General features: G+C 58.6%; 2 rRNA genes (1 of these 2 cut by a window edge). Both read left to right on the top strand.

Annotated features, from left to right (window positions below):
* The first annotated feature begins 90 nt into the window (after positions 1 to 90).
* Positions 91 to 1605 (top strand): 16S ribosomal RNA (locus ABZ780_RS31500).
* A 381-nt stretch (positions 1606 to 1986) separates the two neighbouring features.
* Positions 1987 to 2401 (top strand): 23S ribosomal RNA (locus ABZ780_RS31495); it runs 2869 nt beyond the window's last position.
* Together the 16S and 23S rRNA genes form the textbook arrangement of a ribosomal RNA operon.

Genomic DNA, 2401 nt, shown 5'->3' with positions numbered 1-2401 from the left:
ACCCCGGACTGGTCGGGCCTTTATGGTTTGGCTGGTTGGGATTCCTTTGGCAACATTTGTTTGTTGTCAGGATGCTGTTCAACTAATTTTTTGTTGGAGAGTTTGATCCTGGCTCAGGACGAACGCTGGCGGCGTGCTTAACACATGCAAGTCGAGCGGAAAGGCCCTTCGGGGTACTCGAGCGGCGAACGGGTGAGTAACACGTGAGCAACCTGCCCCAAGCTTTGGGATAACCCTCGGAAACGGGGGCTAATACCGAATATTACTTCTGGCCGCATGGCTGGTGGTGGAAAGTTTTTCGGCTTGGGATGGGCTCGCGGCCTATCAGCTTGTTGGTGGGGTGATGGCCTACCAAGGCGACGACGGGTAGCCGGCCTGAGAGGGCGACCGGCCACACTGGGACTGAGACACGGCCCAGACTCCTACGGGAGGCAGCAGTGGGGAATATTGCACAATGGGCGGAAGCCTGATGCAGCGACGCCGCGTGAGGGATGACGGCCTTCGGGTTGTAAACCTCTTTCAGCAGGGACGAAGCGAGAGTGACGGTACCTGCAGAAGAAGCACCGGCCAACTACGTGCCAGCAGCCGCGGTAAGACGTAGGGTGCGAGCGTTGTCCGGATTTATTGGGCGTAAAGAGCTCGTAGGCGGCTTGTCGCGTCGACCGTGAAAACTTGGGGCTCAACTCCAAGCCTGCGGTCGATACGGGCAGGCTAGAGTTCGGTAGGGGAGACTGGAATTCCTGGTGTAGCGGTGAAATGCGCAGATATCAGGAGGAACACCGGTGGCGAAGGCGGGTCTCTGGGCCGATACTGACGCTGAGGAGCGAAAGCGTGGGGAGCGAACAGGATTAGATACCCTGGTAGTCCACGCTGTAAACGTTGGGCGCTAGGTGTGGGGAGCCTCTCCGGTTCTCTGTGCCGCAGCTAACGCATTAAGCGCCCCGCCTGGGGAGTACGGCCGCAAGGCTAAAACTCAAAGGAATTGACGGGGGCCCGCACAAGCGGCGGAGCATGCGGATTAATTCGATGCAACGCGAAGAACCTTACCTGGGTTTGACATGGCCGCAAAACTCGCAGAGATGTGAGGTCCTTCGGGGGCGGTCACAGGTGGTGCATGGCTGTCGTCAGCTCGTGTCGTGAGATGTTGGGTTAAGTCCCGCAACGAGCGCAACCCTCGTTCGATGTTGCCAGCGCGTTATGGCGGGGACTCATCGAAGACTGCCGGGGTCAACTCGGAGGAAGGTGGGGATGACGTCAAGTCATCATGCCCCTTATGTCCAGGGCTTCACGCATGCTACAATGGCCGGTACAATGGGCTGCGATACCGTGAGGTGGAGCGAATCCCAAAAAGCCGGTCTCAGTTCGGATCGGGGTCTGCAACTCGACCCCGTGAAGTCGGAGTCGCTAGTAATCGCAGATCAGCAACGCTGCGGTGAATACGTTCCCGGGCCTTGTACACACCGCCCGTCACGTCACGAAAGTCGGCAACACCCGAAGCCGGTGGCCCAACCCTTGTGGAGGGAGCCGTCGAAGGTGGGGCTGGCGATTGGGACGAAGTCGTAACAAGGTAGCCGTACCGGAAGGTGCGGCTGGATCACCTCCTTTCTAAGGAGCACCTTCCGACGAAAGTCGGTAAGGAGCCCGCACTGCCCGACTGTGGTGGTGGGGTGCTCGAATGGCGGAGACACTGGCAAGTTCAGCCTCGGCAACGGCCGGCGGCGCCTAGTACAGCCTTCCTTCGGGGTGGTGGGAACGGATGCTGTTGGTGCGGCTGGGGGAGAATGTAAGCACCCTGTTGGGTCCTGAAAGAACAACCGTTGGTTGTTTCTTTCGGAGACTTGTCTGGCCCTCCGTGTGGGGGCTGGTGGTCTGCCAGGCATGGCCTGGTCCCGCATACCGCCGGTTGGTGCCGGGTTTGGTGTGGGGCTTGTGGGTTGTGGGTTGGTCGTTTGTTGAGAATTGCACAGTGGACGCGAGCATCTTTGTGGTCAAGTTGTCAAGGGCGAACGGTGAATGCCTTGGCACCAGGAGCCGATGAAGGACGTGGGAGGCCGCGATAGGCCTGGGGGAGCTGTCAACCAAGCTGTGATCCCAGGGTGTCCGAATGGGGAAACCTGGCACCAGTCATGTGGTGTCACCCACACCTGAACACATAGGGTGTGTGGAGGGAACGCGGGGAAGTGAAACATCTCAGTACCCGTAGGAAGAGAAAACAATTTAGTGATTCCGTGAGTAGTGGCGAGCGAAAGCGGATTGAGGCTAAACCGGCTGCGTGTGATACCTGTCAGGGGTTGCGTGGTCGGGGTTGTGGGACCCTGCTGAACAAGCTGACACTTGTTCGAGAAGTTACAAAGTTAGTGGCTAGTCGAACAGTCTGGAATGGCTGACCGTAGACGGTGAG

Source organism: Micromonospora sp. NPDC047467 (assembly GCF_040643095.1).
Classification (GTDB): domain Bacteria; phylum Actinomycetota; class Actinomycetes; order Mycobacteriales; family Micromonosporaceae; genus Micromonospora.
Note: the sequence above shows the minus strand (reverse complement) of the source record. Positions and strands in the feature narration are given on the sequence as shown.